Below are 18,621 nucleotides of genomic sequence, written 5' to 3'. Positions count from 1 at the left end.
AGAGGCGCTTCGCTGAGGCAAAAAAATACCTGCCGGTGGCTTCACCGGCAGGTATGAGTGTGACAAGACTCCGTGCTTACTGCTGGTCAGGCAGCGCGTAGGCGATGATATAGTCCCCGCGATCCGGCGACTGACGTGCGCCCCCGGCGTTGATGATGATGTACTGCTTGCCGGTTTTCGGCGAAACGTAGGTCATCGGACCGGACTGGCTGCCGACCGGCAGACGAGATTTCCAGATTTCCTTACCGCTGGCGGTATCAAACGCCCGCAGGTAGAAGTCCTGGGTGCCGGCGAAGAACAGCAGGCCGGACTGAGTAGACAGCGATGCGCCGAGCGTCGGCATGCCGATTGGAATTGGCATATGCATCCGAATCCCCAGCGGGCCGGTATCCTCAACGGTACCGACCGGCACCTGCCACACCAGCTTCCCGCTTTTCAGATCCACTGCCGACATCGTACCGAACGGCGGCTTCTGGCATGGAATGCCCAGCGGCGACAGGAAGCGTTCGCGCATTGCGCCAAACGGCGTGCCTTCCATCGGCACGATACCCATCTCAATCCCGCTGGCATTTTTGGCGACTTTGGCGCGCGGCACCATATAGTTTGCCAGGCCGAGACGCATATCGTTGACGAACATCAGACCGTTATTCGGGTCGACCGACACGCTGCCCCAGTTCATGCCGCCCAGCGAACCCGGATACTGCAATGAACGGTCTTCGCCCGGCGGGGTGAAAATGCCCTGATGGCGCATGGATTTAAAGGCGATACGGCAGATCAGCAGATCGACCGGCGTGGCGCCCCACATATCCGACTCTTTCAGCGTTTCGTTACCAATCATCGGCATGCCGACGGAGTAGGGCTGGGTCGGCGAGTAGCGCTCGCCTTCGACGTTGCCCTGCGGAACCGGGCGCTCCTCCACTTTGGCAACCGGCTCACCGGTTTCGCGGTTGAGCATAAAGATCATGCCCTGCTTGCTGGTCTGTACCAGTACCGGGGTAGTAGCGCCTTTACCATCCGGCAGGTCGTACAGCAGCGGCTGCGACGGCAGGTCAAAGTCCCACAGGTCGTGATGGGTCGTCTGATAGTGCCAGCGCACCTGGCCGGTGGTGGCATCGACGGCAACGATTGACGAGCTGTACTTATCGTCAAGCGCGGTCCGCTCGCCGCCAAAGAAGTCCGGCGTGGCGTTGCCGGTCGGCAGGTAGATCAGGTTCAGCTTCGCATCATAGGACATCGCTGACCAGACGTTAGGCGTACCGCGCGTGTAGGTTTGACCTTCCGGCGGCAGACCGGTCAGGTTTGGATTACCCGGATCCCATGCCCACGCCAGCTTACCGCTGTGGACATCATAGGCGCGTACCACGCCCGGAGGCTCGCCGGTGGAGAAGTTATCCGCCACGCGGCCGCCGACCACCACCACGTTCCCGGCCACCAGAGGCGTCGAGGTCTGCTGGTAGTAGCCCGCTTTGATCTCACCCATTCCAACGCTCAGGTCGACGACACCGTGTTCACCAAATTCTTCACACGGTTTGCCGCTATCGGCGTCGATGGCGATCAGGCGCGCGTCGGTTGTCGGCAGGAACAGGCGACGGGAGCAGGCGGCGGGCTGAACGTCAGCCGCCGGGGCCGACTGGGCCACACCGTCCGCGTAATAGCCGAGCCCGCGGCAGCGCTGCCAGTTTGGCGCGGTGGCCTTTGAGTCGTAGCGCCATTTTTCCTTGCCGCTATCAACGTCCAGCGCCAGCACCTTGCTGTAAGGGGTGCAGACATACAGCGTATCGCCGATTTGCAGGGGGGTATTCTGATCTTCGGCGCCGGAGCCGTTGCTCTGCGGAATATCCCCGGTATGGGCGACCCACGCCACCTGCAGCTGATTAACATTGTGCTTGTTAATCTGATCCAGCGCGGCGAAGCGATCGCCGTGGGTAGTATTGCCCCAGTGCTCCCAGTTTTTCTGCTGTTCGCCGGCGGCAACCGGCTTAACCGGTACCTCTTCGGTGGCGCTCACCAGCGGCTGCGCCTTGAACATCCAGCCGAAGCTGACGGCCAGCACGACCGCCAGCGCCGCCGCGAGGCCAAAGGCCGGGCCTTTTTTCGTCGCGTTAACCGAGAAGAACGGCCAGACGAGGGCCGAAAGAAGCGCCAGCGCGCCGAAGACAAACAGGCGCGAGAACAGCGGCCAGAAGGTCCATCCGGCATCGCCGATGGCCCAAACAATGGACGCGACAAACGCCAGCGCGTACAGCAGGATGCCGCTGCGGCGGTTGCGGAAGATGAGTACGGAGGCGATAACCATCGCCAGCCCCATCAGGCTGAAATAGAGGCTGCCGCCGAGCGTGGCGAGCTTTATGCCAGGAATACCGATGGCCAGGCCGATTATCAGCATCAGCCCGGCGAGAAGCCACTTCAGGATCCGGGGGAATCCTCGTGGCGCGTGACCCGTTGTCATGTTGTCTCCTTAACCACCCGTTCTCAGGGGTGAACCAAATGAATCAAAAATTTAATGTTTATCTTTTGAGTGAAGCGATAAATGGCTTCATGAAAGAGGGTTGATCGCTGATTTTGATTTCATATGAACCATATGGTGAAATCGTGGCAATGATAAATCTGTTACCGAAGTTTGCGCAATTGTTAATAAATAATTTCGCACTTATTGATTATGCTGCTAAGCAAACGGCGCTATCTGCGGTCGGTTGCCGCCGGCCTGCCGGGGGGAAACGTAGAGAGGACAGGGCGATGTCTGGTGGGGAGGGATAACCGATTTGCCCGGACAGGCGGCGATCTGTCCGGGACCAGGTTCAGGCCGGCATCGATTTTCGAATCGCGCTGAGCAGGATCTGCGCGCCGGAGGTGAGGGTGGCATCGACCCGGGTCAGAATACCGATCGGTTCACCGGCGCCCTGAGTCGGTACCGGCAGCGCGCTAAGCAGGCCGCGCCGCAGGTCGTCCTTCACCGCCCCGGAGGGGACGAACCAGATATAGTCATAATCGACGGTCAGCTGGCGCGACAGCGACGCCGAGAGCGTCTCTATACAGCCAGCGGGAATTTTACATCCCTGGCTTTGCAGCAGCGTTTCGGCATTCTGGCGGGGGATCGTCCCTTTAGGCGAAACGACGACCGGCCAGTCCATCACCCGGCTGAGCGTCACCGTCTCCTGCAGCAGCGGGTGCCCGGGGCGAACCACCAGCTTCAGGGATTCCAGAAACAGCAGCTCATAGTTCAGACCGCTCATCAGCTCCGGGTCGGACATGCGCCCGATGCCGATATCAATCTCCCCCGATTTAAGCCCCGCCAGCAGCATGGTGTTATTCATAGTGGCGACCTGCAGGGTGATATCTTTCTGCTGCTGGTGAAACTGGCCGATGACCGTCGGCAGAATGCCGAGGGCGGCGGTAGGCAGCGCGCCGATGCGCACCACGTCGGGATTCATTCCCTCTTTGCGGTTGAGCGCCTGGCCCGCGGTATTAAGCGCGTCGAGGACCTTTACCGCGTGGGTGAGAAACTGCTCTCCGACCAGCGTCAGCTGTGCGCCAAGCCGCCCGCGCTCAAAAAGCCGCGTTCCGGTCAGCTGCTCCAGCTCGTTCAGCGTTTTTGATAAAGCGGGTTGGCTAAGATTAAGTGTTTCAGCCGCACGCCCCAGCGTTCCCTGTTGAGCGACGGCCACGAAGGTGTGTAGATGGCGCAAGCGAATGCGCTGACTAAAGAGAACGTTTTTTTCCATAATTGATACTAAAAACAGAGCGGTATGAGTGACAAGCGATATTGTTTAAATTTGATAACCCAATGGCAAAATATTATTAACATTTACTCTTGTTATATTACAAATTCTTTTAGCCGACGCTAAAAAGACGATGCCCCGGGCTGTGCCGGGGCAAACGGGGGAAAAATGACCTCAAAGATCGAAAAAGACGGTTTCGTTCTCGCCCTGCAGATGAATATCGAAACGATAGACGATTTCGCCGCCGCGCGCTTCGCGCCGGGCGATTAGCGTCTGGCGGCGCACCTCCCACTCGATCAGGTTGAGCACCGGATCGGTTTGGTTGGCCTCCTGCTCGTCGGCAAAGTACATCCGCGTATTGAGGCCGATGTTGATCCCACGCGCCACCACCCATAAGTTGACGTGCGGCGCCATCACCCGCCCGTCGCGGCCGACAACCGCGCCCGGCTTAATAGTTTCAAAGCGCCAGACGCCGGAGGCGAAGTCGGAGCAGCTGCGGCCCCAGCCGCGAAACGCCGGATCGCGCTTTTTGCCGGTCTGCCGGTCGTCGGGATGCGCGTAGCGTCCGGCGGCGTTGGCCTGCCAGATCTCCAGCAGCACGTCGCGCACCGGAGTGCCGGAACCGTCAATAACCCGGCCCTCAATGGTAATACGCTCGCCCTCGGTATCCGCAGTGGCGAGCTGCGGGCCAAAGTTATTTTCGAAAATGTGGAAGCCCGCGGCCTCTGGCGCAAGCCCGATATGAACATAGGGGCCGGCGGTTTGCGAGGCGGTTTCTGGTAAATAGTCTTTCATCGGGCGGCCCCCTGAGTGCGGTTTTCAAACAGCGTCGCGCGATGGCCGCGCAGCACCAGATCGAAGCGGTACGCCAGGCAGTCCAGCGGCACGGCGGCATGGGTATCCAGTTCGGCAATCAAGGTGCGAACGGCATCGTCGTTATTGATGGTTTTGACGATCGGGCACTGCTTAATCAGCGGGTCGCCCTCGAAATACATCTGGGTGATCAGGCGCTGCGCCCACGCATCCCCGGAGAGGGAAAAGTGAATATGCGCCGGGCGCCAGTCGCTGACCTGATTGCGCCACGGATAGGGCCCCGGCTTGATGGTGCGAAAACAGTAGTAGCCGTTTTCGTCGGTCAGTACCCGGCCGCAGCCGCCAAAGTTGGGGTCAATGGGCGCCAGATACTGATCTTTTTTATGCCGGTAGCGGCCGCCGGCGTTGGCCTGCCAGACCTCCACCAGGGTGTTCTTCATCGGGCGGCCAAAGCCGTCGCGAACGTAGCCGTGCACGATAATACGCTCGCCGATCGGCAGGCCTTCTTTGGCATAGTTAAGGATAAGGTCGTTATCCAGCGGCCCGAGGTCATCGTGGCTGAACACCGGGCCGGTAATTTCAGAAAGCGAGTTCTGCAGGGAGATCAGCGCATTGCGCGGCGAGCGCAGGACGCTGGTTTTGTAGCCTGGGGCGTAAGCGGGAGGATGGCTGTTATAGTCGCGATGAAGCACCTCGCGCGGGGACCATTTATCGTTCATAGGGTACGTACTCCGTTTTATTCGGTACAGGGCATCTTGTTTTAATTTCGCCAGAAACAGTGTGTGTAAATGCTTTGTTAATTTAAAGTGAAATTAAAGGGTCTGTTTCATAACCCAGGGTTATGTCCTGCGCCGGGCAAAGGGCAGGGGCAGGTTATCCGCATCACAGTTTGTAAATTCTTCCTGCTGGCGCGAGAGGCCTTCTCTACACTCCAGGAAGTATTCACTGGAGGTAAGACATCATGGCGAACACCATCACGGCTGATGAAATTCGGGAACATTTTTCACAGGCTATGTCGGCGATGTATCAGCAGGAAGTTCCGCAGTACGGAACGCTGCTCGAGCTGGTAGCGGACGTCAATCTGGCGGTGCTGGAGCACAATCCCAGGCTGCACGAGCAGCTGGCGAATGCCGATGAGCTGGCCCGGCTGAACGTTGAGCGCCACGGCGCAATCCGCGTCGGCACCGCGGAAGAGCTGGCGACGCTGCGCCGTATGTTTGCCATCATGGGGATGTTCCCCGTGAGCTATTACGATCTCTCCCAGGCCGGGGTGCCGGTCCATTCCACCGCCTTTCGCCCCGTGGATGACGCCGCGCTGGCGCGTAACCCGTTCCGTATTTTTACCTCGCTGCTGCGCCTGGAGCTGATCGCCAGCGACGAACTGCGTCAGCGGGCGGCGGAGATTTTGGCTAAGCGCGATATTTTTACCCCGCGCTGTCGGGCGCTGATTGCGCAGCACGAAGAGAGCGGCGCTTTCACGCCCGCTGAAGCGCGGGAGTTTGTGCGCGAGGCGCTGGAGACGTTCCGCTGGCATAGCCACGCCACGGTAGATGATGAAACCTATCACGTCCTGCAGAATGAACATCGGCTGATTGCCGACGTGGTCTGTTTCCCGGGCTGCCACATTAATCATCTGACGCCGCGCACGCTGGATATCGACCGGGTTCAGGCCCTGATGCCGGAGTGCGGCATCGTGCCGAAGGCGCTGATCGAAGGCCCGCCGCGCCGCGATGTGCCGATCCTGCTGCGCCAGACCAGCTTTAAAGCGCTGGAGGAGCCGGTGATTTTTGCCGGGGAGCATCGGGGCACCCACAGCGCGCGTTTTGGCGAAATCGAACAGCGCGGGATCGCGCTGACGCCGAAGGGGCGGGCGCTGTACGATCGCCTGCTGAACGAGGCCGGAGTCGGAAAGGACAACCTCCAGCATCAGCGCCACCTGCAGGATGTGTTCAGCCAGTTTCCGGACAGCGAGTTTCTGCTGCGCCAGCAGGAGCTGGCGTGGTTCCGCTATCGGCTGACGCCGGCGGGGGAAGCCCACCGCCATGCCTTCGGTCCCGGCGACGATCCGCAGCCGCTGATTGAGCGCGGCTGGCTGATTGCCCAACCGATTATTTATGAAGACTTTTTGCCGGTGAGCGCGGCGGGGATTTTCCAGTCTAATTTGGGTAACGAAACGCAGGCCCGCAGCCACGGCAACGCCAGCCGCGACGCCTTTGAAGCGGCGCTCGGCTGCCCGGTACTCGACGAGTTTGCGCTCTATCAGCAGGCGGAGGATCGCAGTAAACGGCGTTGCGGTCTGCTCTGAAACCGGTACTCTGCTGGCATAAACCGTAAAAGGAAGCAGGTCATGCAGAATCCGTCTACGCCGCTGGTGAAAACCCGCCAGGGCACTTTATCCGGGATCTCTGAGCAGGGGATTCATATCTGGCGCGGCATCCCCTACGCCGCGCCGCCGGTTGGCGAACTGCGCTGGCGCGCCCCGCGCCCGCCGGCGCGCTGGCAGGGCGTTCGCCGGGCCGACGCCTTCTCCGCCGCCAGCTGGCAGGACATTGAGTACTGCCGCGAGCTGGGGGGCGGCGATCCCGGCCGTTTCTCGGAAGACTGCTTATATCTCAACGTCTGGTCGCCCGCCGTCCGCACCCAGCCGCTGCCGGTGATGGTCTGGCTGCACGGCGGGGGCTTTACCATCGGCGCGGGCAGCCTGCCGCCGTACGATGGGCAGGCGCTGGCGGGCAGGGAGGTTGTGGTGGTGACGGTGAACTACCGGCTGGGGCATCTCGGCTTCTTCGCGCATCCGGCGCTGGAGGGCGAGGAGGGCGAGCCGGTGTATAACTTTGCGCTACTCGATCAAATTGCCGCCCTGCAGTGGGTGCAGGAGAACATCCACGTCTTCGGTGGGGATGCGGCAAACGTCACCCTGTTTGGTGAGTCAGCCGGCGCGCGAAGCGTGCTATCGCTGATGGTCTCGCCAAAGGCCAAGGGGCTGTTCCATAAAGCGATCGTCCAAAGCGGCTATACGCTGCCGGACCTCCCGCGCGCCAGGGCGCTGGAGAAGGGGCGGCGGCTGGCGGAGCATTTTTCGCTGCCGGACGCCAGCGCCGAGCAGCTGCGGGCGATCCCCGCCGAGGCCTTCTGGCCGCTTACCGCGCCGCTGAGTATCGGCCCGGCGCCAATCGTCGGCGATGCGGTGCTGCCGCAGCCGATGCTGGAGACCTTCTTCGCCGGTCGTCAGCATCCGCTGCCGGTCCTGATCGGCTCGAACAGCGACGAGGCCAGCGTGATGGCGGTCTTCGGCGTTGATATTGCCGGGCAGATCCAGAAGCTGCGCCGCGAGCGGCGCTTCGGCCTCGGGCTGATTAAACTGCTCTATCCCGGCGTTAAGGGCGACGCGGCGCTCGGCCGCGAAGTGTGCCGGGATATGGCGTTCACCACTCTTGGCTATGTGGTGATGCAGGCCCAGCAGCGGGTCGGACAGCCCTGCTGGCGCTACTGGTTCGACTACGTGCCGCAGGCCGCGGATGAAGCCTATCCGCACGGGGCGTGGCACGGGGACGAGGTTCCCTACGTCTTCGATACCCTCGCGCTCGCCGAGCCGGTACGCGGCTATGCCGATGATGGCGATAGGGCCTTTGCGGGGCAGATCGCCGACTACTGGGCCAGCTTCGCCCGCCTTGCCGGCAGCGGCTGCAGCGAGCTGCCGGGCCCGGTGCGCTGGCTGGCCTGCCGGCGCGGTCGCGACCGGCTGCTGCGTATCGGGCTGCATAAAAGGGTGGGGTTCAGGCTGGAGAACCGCTTTATGCGCGCGCGGCTGGCGCTGTTCCGCCGGGTGATGCGCCATCATGTGACTCTGGATTAACCAGCTCCTCGCGAAACCGCGCCAGGCCATCGGCTTTGCTCTGCGATGCCCGCACCAGCAGACGGTAGCTGGCGCCGGTTTTCACGCTGAGGGCGAAAGGGCGCAGCAGGCGGCCAACACGCAGATCTTCCGCCACCAGCGTCGCATCGGCGATGGCGATCCCCAGCCCCTGCATGGCGGCGGTGATCGCCAGATCCATGGTATCGAAGTGCTGGTTTTTGCGCATCGCCAGCGGCGCATCGGGGGAGAACTGCGTCAGCCACAGCGACCAGTCGGTTTTATCCCGCGTCGGATGTAAAAAAGTCGCGCCGTCGAGGCGGGCGTCGCACGGGGTGCTGCCGCTGATGACCGGCGTCAGCGCCTCTTCGAACAGCAGATCGCCGGCGCTTTGATGGGTGCCAAAAACGATCGCCGCATCGTAGGGCTCCGTTTTGAAGTTAACGCTATGTTCGGTGGTGGTGGTCAGGGCGATCTGCAGCTCCGGGTGGCGCTGCTCTATCGCCACCAGCTTTGGCACCAGCCAGCGGATGGCGCAGGTCGGCGCCTTCAGGCGCACCACCGTTTGCTGCTGGCGGGCCTGTTCGGCGACGGTCACCAGGCGGCCAAACGCCGACTGGAGCTCCGGGTAGAGGGCGCTGCCCTGGGGCGACAGGCGCAGCCCGCGCGCGTGGCGTTCAAAAAGCGGAAAACCGAACCAACCCTCCAGCGCCGCAATCTGGCGGCTCACCGCGCCCTGAGTCAGGCACAGCTCCCGCGCGGCGTGGGTCAGGTTGAGGTGTCTGGCGGTGACCAGAAAGGTCTCGACGGTATTAAAAGGCAGGGCGCTTCGCGACATGTCGTCTCCAGCTATGCATTTTGATCATAGGCAGTATGCCACGCTTCGTTCCGGGAATGGGACAATGCGTTGCACTTTCGCCGACTAATCAGCGGCCCGCGGTTAAACTACTATCAGCCTTATTGCGCAAGCATCTGCCAGAGCGCCCGCTCTGGCAGGGATCGCCTGATGTTGATATGAGGAAAAGATCATGGCTAAACCGTACGTCCGTCTGGATAAGAGTGATGCAGCAGTGCTGCTGGTCGACCATCAAACCGGGCTGCTATCGCTGGTGCGCGATATCGACCCGGATAAATTCAAGAACAACGTCCTCGCCCTTGGCGACCTGGCAAAATACTTCGGCCTGCCCACGATCCTGACCACCAGTTTTGAAAATGGCCCCAACGGCCCGCTGGTGCCTGAGCTGAAAGCGCAGTTCCCGGATGCGCCCTATATCGCCCGCCCGGGCAATATTAACGCCTGGGATAACGAAGATTTCGTCAACGCGGTGAAAGCGACCGGCAAGAAGCAGCTGATTATCGCCGGGGTGGTCACCGAGGTTTGCGTGGCGTTTCCGGCGCTGTCGGCCATCGAAGAGGGCTTTGATGTCTTCGTGATAACCGACGCCTCGGGGACTTTTAATCCGATTACCCGCGATGCCGCATGGGATCGCATGTCGCAGGCCGGCGTGCAGCTGATGTCGTGGTTTGGCGCAGCCTGTGAGCTGCATCGCGACTGGAGAAATGATATTGAAGGGCTGGGGACGCTGTTCTCTAACCGCATCCCGGATTATCGCAACCTGATGACCAGCTTTAACACCTTAACCAACAAGTAGTTCCTGCCACGGCCGGCCAGCGGCTGGCCGTTCTTCACCCTCAGCCATGATCAAAGCTCATGGCTACTATGACAACAATTCGTTTGTCGCCGTCAGCACCTTTAGATTGAATGGTTATGCAAATATAATGAGAAAGGATTAACCATGCGTCTCAGTACTCCGGTGACCACCCGCTCCAAACTACCCGATGTCGGCACGACCATTTTTAGCGTAATCGGCCAGCTCTCCGCGCAGCATAATGCGATCAACCTTTCTCAGGGGGCGCCCAATTTTGCCTGCGATACCCGGCTGGTTGAGGGGGTGACGCGGGCGATGGCCGCAGGGCATAACCAGTATGCGCCGATGACCGGGCTGCGCGTGCTGAAAGAGCGCATCGCCGAGAAAATCGCCGCGCTCTACGGCACTCGCTACCACGTTGACGACGAAGTGCTGATTACCGCCAGCGCCAGCCAGGGGCTCTACTCCGCCATCGGCGGGCTGGTGCATCCCGGCGATGAGGTTATCTATTTCGAGCCGGCGTTCGACAGCTACGGGCCGATCGTCCGCCTCCAGGGCGCCACGCCGGTGGCGATCAAGCTGACGGTGCCCGATTTTGCCATCGACTGGGACGAAGTCGCCGCCGCCATCACGCCGCGGACGCGGATGATCGTTATCAATACGCCGCATAATCCCAGCGGCCAGGTGCTCTCCGCCGATGATTTAGCCCGCCTGGCGGCGCTGACCCGCAATACCGATATCGTTATTTTGTCGGATGAGGTGTATGAGCACGTGGTCTTCGACGGGGCGCAGCACCACGGGATGGCCACCCATCCGCAGCTGGCGGAGCGCAGCGTGATCGTCTCTTCCTTCGGTAAAACCTATCACGTGACCGGCTGGCGGGTGGGCTACTGCGTCGCGCCGGCGGCGCTGATGGATGAAATCTGCAAGGTCCACCAGTTTCTGATGTTTTCGGCCGATACGCCGATGCAGTACGCGTTTGCTGAGCAGATGACCGACCCGCAATCCTGGCTGGGGCTGGCGGCGTTTTATCAGCAAAAGCGCGATTTGCTTCAGCGGCAGCTGGCGGATTCGCCGTTCCGCCTGTTGCCGAGCGCCGGCTCCTTCTTCATGCTGGCGGACTATAGCCACTTCAGCGACGAAAGCGACAGCGAGATGGTGAAGAGGCTGATCGTCGACTACGGCGTCGCCACTATTCCGCTGTCGGCGTTTTATGCAGATGGTACTGATAACAAACTGATTCGCCTCTCTTTTGCTAAAGATGAAGCCACGTTACGGGCCGGCGCGCAGGCGCTGTGTCACGTTAAGCCGCGTTGAGGAGCCACACGATGAAAATAAAAGCCCTTACCCTCGCTTTGGGGATGATTTGCACCTTCTCTTCGCTTGCCGCCAGCGAATTACGCTACGGCGTGGAAGCGGAATATCCGCCGTTTGAAAGCCGCAATACGGCCGGGGAGCTGGAAGGTTTCGATATTGATCTCGGAAATGCCATTTGCCAGGCGGCCCAGCTGCAGTGCAGCTGGGTGGAGACCTCGTTTGACGCGCTGATCCCGGGGCTGGTGGCGAAGAAATTCGACGCGATTAACTCGGCGATGAACATTACCGAACAGCGGCGCAAGAGCATCGACTTTACCCAGCCGATTTATCGCATCCCGTCGCAGCTGGTAGGGAAAGCCGACAGCGGCATGCAGGCCACTCCTGAAGGGCTGAAGGGGAAAACCATCGGCGTGCTGCAGGGGTCGATTCAGGAAACCTATGCCAAAGAGCATTGGGAAAAACACGGCGTCAGCGTGGTCTCCTATAAAGACCAGAATATGGCGTGGGCCGACCTGCTAAACGGGCGCATCGACGCTTCGCTGGTGATGTCCGCCGCCGGACAGGCCGGATTCCTCAGCAAGCCGCAGGGCAAAGGCTTTGGCTTTATCGGCAAACCGGTTGCTGACGATACGATCCTCGGCAGCGGGATTGGCTACGGTCTGCGCAAGGGCGATGAGGCGACGAAAAAGCAGCTCGATGCGGCGATTGATAAAGTGCGCGCCGACGGCACCATCGCCCGGCTGGCGGCGAAATACTTCCCGGGCATCGACGTCAGCGTGAAATAGTGCGTCATTCTCCCGCCGGTTTATCCGGCGGAGAATTCAGTCTGGTCCGGTGGACATATTTTTTTCACGTTTTTTCTGTCGCCAACAATTGGATTATTAATCGTTTTTGTCTAGAGTGAGCGAAATTCACGACGCATCTGTTTGTCGCGTTGCCTCTCAATTGGCACAACAGAAGGACGCTTTCTCAGGCATGAACCGCAGACGTTTTCTTAAATCTTCCATGGCAGTTGCCGCCGTATGCGGGACGTCAGGAGTCGCCTCTCTTTTCTCAAAAGCCGCGCTTGCTGAAGAATCAGGCATCGCCGATGGGCTGACGCGCCGCTTTGACTTCTCCGTGTTACAAGGGATGGCCCACGATCTCTCCCGTCAGCCCTGGGGCGGCGCTCCGCGCGACCTGCCGCCGACGCTGGCGAATCTGACGCCGCAGGCCTATAACAGCATCCAGTACGATGCCGGGCACTCGCTGTGGAACAACATCGAAGATCGCCAGCTGGATATCCAGTTCTTCCACGTCGGAATGGGCTTTCGCCGCCGGGTGCGCATGTTCTCCCTCGATACGCAGAGCCACCAGGCGCGTGAAATTCACTTCCGTCCGGAGCTGTTTAACTACAACGATGCCGGCGTAGACACCAAACAGCTGGTAGGGCAGACCGACCTCGGCTTCGCCGGGTTCCGCGCCTTCAAAGCGCCGGAGCTGGCGCGTCGCGATATCGTGGCGTTCCTCGGCGCGAGCTACTTCCGCGCGGTGGACAGCACTTACCAGTACGGGCTCTCCGCCCGCGGCCTGGCGGTGGATACCTTTACCGACACGCCGGAAGAGTTCCCGGACTTTACCTCGTTCTGGTTTGAAACCGTCAAGCCGGGCGCCACCGTCTTTACCGTTTACGCGCTGCTCGACAGCCCGAGCGTAACCGGCGCATACAAGTTTGTGATCAACTGCCAGGAGACGCAGGTGATCATGGATGTGGAGAACCACATCTACGCCCGCAAGGATATCAAGCAGCTCGGCATCGCGCCGATGACCAGCATGTTCAGCTGCGGCAACAACGAGCGGCGGACCTGCGATACCATCCACCCGCAAATTCACGACTCCGATCGTCTCGCCATGTGGCGCGGCAACGGCGAGTGGGTATGCCGCCCGCTGAACAACCCGCAGAAGCTGCAGTTCAACGCCTTCCAGGATAAAAACCCGCGCGGTTTCGGCCTGCTGCAGCTCGACCGCGATTTCTCGCACTATCAGGACATTATGGGCTGGTACAACAAGCGCCCAAGCCTGTGGGTCGAGCCGCGTAATCAGTGGGGCAAGGGGGCGGTAAGCCTGATGGAGATCCCGACCACCGGCGAGACGCTGGATAATATCGTCTGCTTCTGGCAGCCGGAAAAAGCGATCAAGGCGGGCGATGAGCTGGACTTCAGCTACCGCCTCTACTGGAGCGCGCAGCCGCCGGTCCGTTCGCCGCTGGCCCGCGTGCTGGCCACCCGCACCGGTATGGGCGGCTTCCCGGAAGGCTGGGCGCCGGGCGAGCACTATCCGGACAAGTGGGCCCGCCGCTTCGCGATTGATTTTGTCGGTGGAGACCTGAAGGCCGCGGCGCCGAGAGGCATCGAGCCGGTGATCACCCTCTCTAACGGCGAGGCGAAGCAGGTCGAAATCCTCTACGTCGAACCGTTTGACGGCTACCGCATCCTGTTCGACTGGTATCCGACTAACGACTCCACCGACCCGGTAGAGATGCGCATGTTCCTGCGCTGTCAGGGCGATGCGATCAGCGAAACCTGGCTGTATCAGTATTTCCCGCCCGCTGCGGACGAGCGTCGCTACGTCGATGACCGGGTGATGAAGTAACCGTCCTGCAGGCCAACCTGCCCGAACGCGCGCAGGTCGGCCTGCGCGCAGTGAGTGAGAGAGTGCGATGACCACAGAAAATACCCCCGCCGCGGAAGAGATCGTCGTGAACGACCGGCTGGTGCTGCGCGCCGTCGATGAACGTTACGTCACCGTCCTGCACCAGCTGGTGGAAAAAAACAAACGCTGGCTCCAGCACTCGCTGAGCTGGCCGACAGAGGTGCGCGGCGAAGATGAAACCCGGCGGCACGTGCAGGGCAACGTCATGCTGCATCAGCGCGGCTACGCCAAAATGTTCCTGCTGTTCCTGCAGGATGAGATGGTCGGCGTCCTGTCGTTTAACCAGATTGAACCGATCAATAAGACGGCCTATATCGGCTACTGGATTGACGAAAGCCATCAGGGGCAGGGGCTGCTCTCACAGGCGCTGCAGGCCTTTATAGATTACTATGCGCGCAGCGGCGTTGTTCGCCGCTTCGTGATTAAGTGCCGGGTGGCCAACCACAAAAGTAATCAGGTGGCCCTGCGCAATGGATTCACCCTCGAAGGCTGTCTGCAGCAGGCTGAATACCTGAACGGCTCCTATGACGACCAGAATATCTACGGGCGGATTATCGATTGTCACCCCGGCCAGGATTCACGGTGACAGAAATCCGGCCAACGGCGTGCGGGTAATATGCTCGTCGCCGTTGATCACCTTGCGGCCGCGCAGATGAATCGCATCTCCGCTGCTGGCTTCAATCAGCGCATGATCGGTAATTTCCACCTGATGCTCGATCACCACGTCGCCGCTGATGCAGGCGTGGCCCTGAATTAGCACTTCATCATCCAGCAGAATGGGGCCGCCGCAGAGCCGGGCGTGGCCGCCCACCATCACCCGATGCTTGAGCAGGCAGTTGCCCTCAACCACGGCGTTTTCCGCCACCTGCGAGCTGTAGCGCAGGGTCGGGATGGCATCCTCTTCGCGCCCGGCGATAAGCCGCGCATGGTCATACACTCGCGCATTATCGCAAACCCAGACGTCGTTAATCTCATTGCCCTCCAGCCGGGCGTGGTCGAAAATCTCCGCCCGATGCTCAACAAAGGCCCGTTCGACGAAGGCGTCGCCGTAAATTTGCGCCTGATGGACGATCCGCGAGGCGCTGACCGTGGCCCGCTGGTAAATTTGCAGGATTTTATCACCGTCGCCGGTGAGGCCCTGAGCGGCGATAATCAGGCAGCGGGGGAGGATCCGTGCCTCGTCGGCCAGCCGGCAGTGGCCGCGTATCTCGGAACCGGTCACGGTGACGTTGTCACTAATATGGGCGTGGTGGCTGACGCGGGCGTCCTCCAGCCGGGCATTGCCGCCGATGAGGGCGCAGTGGCTGACGGTGCAGGTGCCGCTGAGCCGCGCGTTGCCTTCAACCCGCGCGCCGGCGAAAACGGCGCTGTTGGCGTCGTAGATCCAGCACTCTCCCTCCTGGCTCAGGGCCGCCTCGTCGTCCAGCCAGCCGCCCTCGCTGCCGCTTTTGACGTCGGCGAAATCACGTAAGGCCACAATTTGCCTCAGATTTACGCTATGTTTAACCCCGTCCTGCTGGTAGTGAAACTGGCGAACCTGCGCGCCCAGGCAATATTTATTCATCAGCGGCTCCCTTTACTTTTGCTTAACACAAACATAGCAAAAATCTCCGTAGCGCGTTTTTGAAGGTTCTTTTAAAATGCACCTTAAAGATAAATTGAAAAATTAAATAAAATGAATAAAAAAGAGTCGGAGCAGCGGGTGCTGAATCTACCTGCTGGCTATTTCGGGATGGTTCTGGGCATTATTGGAATGGGTTTCGCGTGGCGCTATGCCAGCACTATCTGGCCGCTAAGCCGCAGCGTTGGCGATGGCCTGGTGCTGCTGGCGGCCACGATATGGGCGCTGCTGGCGGCCGCTTTTATCACCCGCGCGGTGCGCTTTCCGGGGAGCGTGCGTCAGGAGATGCGCCACCCGGTCGCCAGCAGCTTCGTCAGCCTGTTTCCGGCGACCACCATGCTGGTCTCTATCGGCTTCGTGCCGTGGTGCCGCCCGCTCTCGCTGGGGCTGTTTATCGTCGGCGTGGCGCTGCAGCTCTCCTATTCGGCCTGGCAAAGCGCCGGGCTGTGGCGCGGCAGACACCCCAGCGACGCGACGACGCCGGGTCTGTATCTGCCGACGGTGGCCAATAACTTCATCAGCGCTATGGCCTGCGGCGCGCTGGGCTTTAACGATGCCGGGCTGGTTTTCCTTGGCGCCGGGATTTTCTCCTGGCTGAGCCTGGAGCCGGTCATTTTGCAGCGGCTGCGCAGCGACGGCGAGCTGCCTGCCGCTCTGCGCACCTCGCTGGGCATTCAGCTGGCGCCCGCGCTGGTTGCCTGTAGCGCCTGGCTGAGCGTCAACGGCGGGGAGGCGGACACCTTCGCTAAGCTGCTGTTCGGCTACGGCCTGCTGCAGCTGCTGTTTATGCTGCGGCTGATGCCGTGGTATCTGCAGCAGCCGTTCAACGCCTCGTTCTGGAGCTTCTCGTTCGGCATCTCGGCGCTGGCGACGACCGGGCTGCATCTTGGGCATAGCCAGCCGAACGGCTTTTTCCACTTTTTGGCTATCCCGCTGTTCGTCTTTACCAATCTGATTATCGGGCTGCTGTTGATTCGCACTTTCCTGCTGCTGGTGCGCGGTAAGCTGCTGATCCGCGTCGAGCGCGCCACTCTGTTAAAAAATAAGGATTAAGCATGACTATCCGTGACGAAAACTACTTTACTGAAAAATATGGTATGACCCGCACCCACTCCGAAGTGGTGCACGCCGCGACGCTGATGCCGCCGGGCAAAACGCTGGATCTCGGCTGCGGTAACGGACGCAACAGCCTCTACCTGGCGGCCAACGGCTATGACGTTACCGCCTGGGATAAAAACCCGGCGAGCATCGATAATCTGGAGTCCATCCGGGCGCAGGAGGGGATTGATAACCTGCAGTCGGCAATCAAGGACCTCAATACCCTGAGCTTCGACGGCGAGTACGATTTTATTCTCTCCACCGTGGTGATGATGTTCCTCGAAGCGAAAACCATCCCCGGCCTGATCGCCAATATGCAGCGCTGCACCAGGCCGGGCGGCTATAACCTGATCGTGGCGGCGATGGATACCGAAGATTATCCGTGTACCGTTGGCTTCCCGTTCGCCTTTAAACCGGAAGAACTGCGCAGCTATTACGCCGGCTGGACGTTCCTCAGGTACAACGAAGAGGTCGGTGAGCTGCACCGCACCGACGCCAACGGTAATCGTATCAAGCTGCGCTTCGCCACCATGCTGGCGCGGAAACCGGCCTAGCGCGCCGCCAGCAGGCAGAGCTGGAACGCGGTGTGGTAAGAGGCCTCAAAGGCGCGTAGCGGCAGAAACTCAAACCGTGAGTGGAAGTTGTGCGCGCCGGTAAAGAAGTTCGGCGTCAGCAGGCCTTTGGCCGATAGCGCCGCGCCGTCGGTGCCGCCGCGCATCGGCGTCGGCCTGGGCGTAATCCCCAGGCTCTCCATCGCGGTAAACAGCAGGTCGATGGCCCGGCGGTCCTCCCCCAGCGCATTGCTGATATTGCTGTAGGTATCGCTCACCTGGAAGTCAACTTTTGCCGTTGGATACCGCGCGGCGATTTTGGCCGCCACCTCGCCGATCTGCTGCTTGCGGCGGTTAAAGCCGTCGAGGTCAAAATCGCGAATGCTGGCCTGCAGCAGGGCGCTGCTTTGGTCCCCCTGAATACCGTTAAACCACACGTAGCCTTCGCGTCCGGCGGTGTGTTCGGGGGTCTGCTGGCGATCGAAGTGGCTGATGTACTCGGTGGCCATCAGCAGGGGATTGACCAGCACGCCTTTCGCCGACATCGGATGCGCGGTGACGCCGGTAAAGCGGATTTCCGCCGCCGCGGCGTTGAAGTTCTCATAGACAATCTCCCCCAGCTCGCAGCAGTCGATGGTCCACGCGAAATCGACGGCGAAACGGTTAAGGTCGAGCGCCTTGGCGCCGCGCAGGCCGACTTCTTCATCCGGGACGAACGCCACCACGATATCGCCGTGGCGGTCCTGCGGCGTCAGGCTTTCCAGCACCGTCATCACCACCGTCACCGCCGACTTGTTATCGGCCCCCAGCACGCTGGTGCCGTCGCTGAAAATAATCTCTTCCCCAGGATAGGCGAGGATCTCCGGATGTTCGGCAACCCGCAGCCAGATCTCTTTTTCCGCATTCAGGCACAGGTCTTCACCGTTGAAGCGCAGGATCTGCGGGTGAATATCCGGCGACAGCCCGACGTCTACGGTATCGATATGGGTGATAAAACCGATCCTCGGCGCCCCGGGAACGTTGCCTCTCTTCACCGCGGTGACGGTCGCATGCTCATCAATTTCGATATCGTCCAGGCCCAGCTGACGCAGCTCCTGCGCCAGCTCGCGGGCCATCTCGTGCTGTCCTGCGGTGGTCGGTAGCGTGGTGGCGCGAGGGTCGCTTTGGCTGCTGATCGCGAGGTAGCGGAAGAAGCGCTGGGTGAGCCGTTCGGCGAGTGGAGATGACATAGTCGTTCCTTATTTATTATTTTTTCAGGTGTTTGCAATCAGGCTTTAGTGTTATGTATGGATAAGAAAACAACAAGCTA

Annotated in this window: 16 protein-coding genes; 9 read left to right on the top strand and 7 right to left on the bottom strand. The window is 60.6% G+C overall.

Going from position 1 to position 18,621, the window contains the following annotated elements; genetic code table 11:
* Positions 1 to 76: 76 nt before the first annotated feature.
* From NWP14_RS05575 to pcaH, 4 genes are all read right to left on the bottom strand, one after another.
* On the bottom strand, positions 77 to 2,449 hold the full coding sequence (locus NWP14_RS05575) for a membrane-bound PQQ-dependent dehydrogenase, glucose/quinate/shikimate family (RefSeq protein ID WP_375214938.1): 2,373 nt from the start codon (positions 2,447 to 2,449) through the stop codon (positions 77 to 79).
* A gap of 349 nt (positions 2,450 to 2,798) precedes the next feature.
* Positions 2,799 to 3,722 carry a LysR substrate-binding domain-containing protein gene (locus NWP14_RS05570; protein WP_095097404.1) on the bottom strand — a complete coding sequence of 308 codons (924 nt, stop codon included), beginning with the start codon at positions 3,720 to 3,722 and terminating at the stop codon, positions 2,799 to 2,801.
* Between the two features lie 171 nt (positions 3,723 to 3,893).
* Entirely contained in the window at positions 3,894 to 4,514 is a 621-nt protein-coding gene (gene pcaG / locus NWP14_RS05565) for a protocatechuate 3,4-dioxygenase subunit alpha (RefSeq protein WP_095097407.1), read from the bottom strand.
* On the bottom strand, positions 4,511 to 5,251 hold the full coding sequence (gene pcaH / locus NWP14_RS05560) for a protocatechuate 3,4-dioxygenase subunit beta (RefSeq protein WP_095097410.1): 741 nt from the start codon (positions 5,249 to 5,251) through the stop codon (positions 4,511 to 4,513). Before pcaH ends, pcaG begins: the two co-directional genes overlap by 4 nt.
* A 242-nt stretch (positions 5,252 to 5,493) precedes the next feature.
* Here pcaH and NWP14_RS05555 point away from each other — a divergent pair, with 242 nt between their 5' ends.
* Together NWP14_RS05555 and NWP14_RS05550 are read left to right on the top strand one after the other, a co-directional pair.
* Positions 5,494 to 6,837: a VOC family protein gene (locus NWP14_RS05555; protein ID WP_375214937.1), complete on the top strand. Its 1,344-nt coding sequence runs from the start codon at positions 5,494 to 5,496 to the stop codon at positions 6,835 to 6,837.
* A 42-nt stretch (positions 6,838 to 6,879) separates the two neighbouring features.
* Positions 6,880 to 8,388, top strand: coding sequence for a carboxylesterase/lipase family protein (locus NWP14_RS05550; protein WP_375214936.1), 1,509 nt, complete (start codon positions 6,880 to 6,882; stop codon positions 8,386 to 8,388).
* On the opposite strand, the gene NWP14_RS05545 is transcribed toward NWP14_RS05550, so the two are convergent.
* Positions 8,327 to 9,223, bottom strand: coding sequence for a LysR family transcriptional regulator (locus tag NWP14_RS05545; RefSeq protein ID WP_095097419.1), 897 nt, complete (start codon positions 9,221 to 9,223; stop codon positions 8,327 to 8,329). The genes NWP14_RS05550 and NWP14_RS05545 overlap by 62 nt on opposite strands.
* 190 nt (positions 9,224 to 9,413) lie before the next feature.
* On the opposite strand from NWP14_RS05545, the gene ycaC reads away from it, so the two are divergent.
* The 5 genes from ycaC (at position 9,414) to rimL (ending at position 14,628) form a co-directional block, all read left to right on the top strand.
* Positions 9,414 to 10,037: an isochorismate family cysteine hydrolase YcaC gene (ycaC, locus tag NWP14_RS05540; protein WP_375214935.1), complete on the top strand. Its 624-nt coding sequence runs from the start codon at positions 9,414 to 9,416 to the stop codon at positions 10,035 to 10,037.
* Positions 10,038 to 10,181: 144 nt separating this feature from the next.
* The gene (locus tag NWP14_RS05535) at positions 10,182 to 11,351 is read left to right on the top strand and encodes a pyridoxal phosphate-dependent aminotransferase (protein ID WP_375214934.1); all 1,170 of its coding nucleotides are present in this window, start codon (positions 10,182 to 10,184) and stop codon (positions 11,349 to 11,351) included.
* A gap of 11 nt (positions 11,352 to 11,362) precedes the next feature.
* Entirely contained in the window at positions 11,363 to 12,136 is a 774-nt protein-coding gene (locus NWP14_RS05530) for an ABC transporter substrate-binding protein (RefSeq protein WP_331835315.1), read from the top strand.
* A 190-nt stretch (positions 12,137 to 12,326) separates the two neighbouring features.
* Positions 12,327 to 13,982 carry a glucan biosynthesis protein D gene (locus NWP14_RS05525; RefSeq protein WP_095097430.1) on the top strand — a complete coding sequence of 552 codons (1,656 nt, stop codon included), beginning with the start codon at positions 12,327 to 12,329 and terminating at the stop codon, positions 13,980 to 13,982.
* A gap of 67 nt (positions 13,983 to 14,049) precedes the next feature.
* Positions 14,050 to 14,628 carry a 50S ribosomal protein L7/L12-serine acetyltransferase gene (rimL, locus tag NWP14_RS05520; RefSeq protein ID WP_095097433.1) on the top strand — a complete coding sequence of 193 codons (579 nt, stop codon included), beginning with the start codon at positions 14,050 to 14,052 and terminating at the stop codon, positions 14,626 to 14,628.
* On the opposite strand, the gene ydcK is transcribed toward rimL, so the two are convergent.
* A complete protein-coding gene (gene ydcK, locus NWP14_RS05515) occupies positions 14,620 to 15,606 on the bottom strand; it encodes a YdcK family protein (protein ID WP_331835313.1) in 987 nt (328 codons plus the stop codon). The genes rimL and ydcK overlap by 9 nt on opposite strands.
* A gap of 111 nt (positions 15,607 to 15,717) precedes the next feature.
* Here ydcK and tehA point away from each other — a divergent pair, with 111 nt between their 5' ends.
* Together tehA and tehB are read left to right on the top strand one after the other, a co-directional pair.
* Positions 15,718 to 16,716 carry a dicarboxylate transporter/tellurite-resistance protein TehA gene (gene tehA / locus NWP14_RS05510; protein WP_331835312.1) on the top strand — a complete coding sequence of 333 codons (999 nt, stop codon included), beginning with the start codon at positions 15,718 to 15,720 and terminating at the stop codon, positions 16,714 to 16,716.
* 2 nt (positions 16,717 to 16,718) lie between these two features.
* Positions 16,719 to 17,315 (top strand): tellurite resistance methyltransferase TehB, encoded by a 597-nt coding sequence (gene tehB, locus NWP14_RS05505; protein WP_375214933.1) that lies wholly within the window; start codon positions 16,719 to 16,721, stop codon positions 17,313 to 17,315.
* On the opposite strand, the gene pepT is transcribed toward tehB, so the two are convergent.
* Entirely contained in the window at positions 17,312 to 18,541 is a 1,230-nt protein-coding gene (gene pepT, locus NWP14_RS05500; RefSeq protein WP_375214932.1) for a peptidase T, read from the bottom strand. The genes tehB and pepT overlap by 4 nt on opposite strands.
* Positions 18,542 to 18,621: the final 80 nt, after the last annotated feature.

The organism is Klebsiella sp. C349492, from assembly GCF_042055345.1.
Taxonomy (GTDB): Bacteria; Pseudomonadota; Gammaproteobacteria; order Enterobacterales; family Enterobacteriaceae; genus Klebsiella; species Klebsiella scottii.
This window is presented reverse-complemented; position numbering and strand designations above follow the sequence as displayed.

Excerpts from the sequence above, each read along its gene's own strand:
- ycaC (WP_375214935.1), top strand. The coding sequence starts at position 9,414 with ATGGCTAAACCGTACGTCCGTCTGGATAAGAGTGATGCAGCAGTGCTG.
- NWP14_RS05545 (WP_095097419.1), bottom strand. The coding sequence starts at position 9,223 with ATGTCGCGAAGCGCCCTGCCTTTTAATACCGTCGAGACCTTTCTGGTC.
- ydcK (WP_331835313.1), bottom strand. The coding sequence starts at position 15,606 with ATGAATAAATATTGCCTGGGCGCGCAGGTTCGCCAGTTTCACTACCAG.
- NWP14_RS05555 (WP_375214937.1), top strand. The coding sequence starts at position 5,494 with ATGGCGAACACCATCACGGCTGATGAAATTCGGGAACATTTTTCACAG.
- NWP14_RS05570 (WP_095097404.1), bottom strand. The coding sequence starts at position 3,722 with ATGGAAAAAAACGTTCTCTTTAGTCAGCGCATTCGCTTGCGCCATCTA.
- pcaG (WP_095097407.1), bottom strand. The coding sequence starts at position 4,514 with ATGAAAGACTATTTACCAGAAACCGCCTCGCAAACCGCCGGCCCCTAT.
- NWP14_RS05550 (WP_375214936.1), top strand. The coding sequence starts at position 6,880 with ATGCAGAATCCGTCTACGCCGCTGGTGAAAACCCGCCAGGGCACTTTA.
- NWP14_RS05525 (WP_095097430.1), top strand. The coding sequence starts at position 12,327 with ATGAACCGCAGACGTTTTCTTAAATCTTCCATGGCAGTTGCCGCCGTA.
- rimL (WP_095097433.1), top strand. The coding sequence starts at position 14,050 with ATGACCACAGAAAATACCCCCGCCGCGGAAGAGATCGTCGTGAACGAC.
- pepT (WP_375214932.1), bottom strand. The coding sequence starts at position 18,541 with ATGTCATCTCCACTCGCCGAACGGCTCACCCAGCGCTTCTTCCGCTAC.
- NWP14_RS05575 (WP_375214938.1), bottom strand. The coding sequence starts at position 2,449 with ATGACAACGGGTCACGCGCCACGAGGATTCCCCCGGATCCTGAAGTGG.
- tehB (WP_375214933.1), top strand. The coding sequence starts at position 16,719 with ATGACTATCCGTGACGAAAACTACTTTACTGAAAAATATGGTATGACC.
- pcaH (WP_095097410.1), bottom strand. The coding sequence starts at position 5,251 with ATGAACGATAAATGGTCCCCGCGCGAGGTGCTTCATCGCGACTATAAC.
- NWP14_RS05530 (WP_331835315.1), top strand. The coding sequence starts at position 11,363 with ATGAAAATAAAAGCCCTTACCCTCGCTTTGGGGATGATTTGCACCTTC.
- tehA (WP_331835312.1), top strand. The coding sequence starts at position 15,718 with ATGAATAAAAAAGAGTCGGAGCAGCGGGTGCTGAATCTACCTGCTGGC.
- NWP14_RS05535 (WP_375214934.1), top strand. The coding sequence starts at position 10,182 with ATGCGTCTCAGTACTCCGGTGACCACCCGCTCCAAACTACCCGATGTC.